This window comes from Collinsella aerofaciens (assembly GCF_020709435.1).
Classification (GTDB): Bacteria; Actinomycetota; Coriobacteriia; order Coriobacteriales; family Coriobacteriaceae; genus Collinsella; species Collinsella aerofaciens_AU.
This window is the reverse complement of the sequence record NZ_JAJFDP010000062.1, coordinates 1-258: the sequence shown is the minus strand read 5'-3', so window position 1 is coordinate 258 and position 258 is coordinate 1. Positions and strand designations below refer to the sequence as shown.

The 258-nt window shown below is 60.5% G+C and carries 1 tRNA gene; it reads right to left on the bottom strand.

The features are described 5' to 3' along the window. Positions 1 to 97: 97 nt before the first annotated feature. Positions 98 to 171 (bottom strand) — tRNA-Cys (locus LK493_RS10140). Positions 172 to 258: the final 87 nt, after the last annotated feature.

Below are 258 nucleotides of genomic sequence, written 5' to 3'. Positions count from 1 at the left end.
AACCCGCGACCCCAACCTTGGCAAGGTTGTGCTCTACCAACTGAGCCATGTCCGCATATGTAAAACAAAACGGGCGCCGGAGCGCCCGGATGTTGCCTGGAGGCGAAGCCCGGATTCGAACCGGGGGTAAAGGCTTTGCAGGCCTCTGCCTTACCACTTGGCCACTTCGCCGAAAAAGGACCGCCCAAACGGTCCGGAAATGCAATGGAGCGGACAACGGGGCTCGAACCCGCGACCCCAACCTTGGCAAGGTTGTGC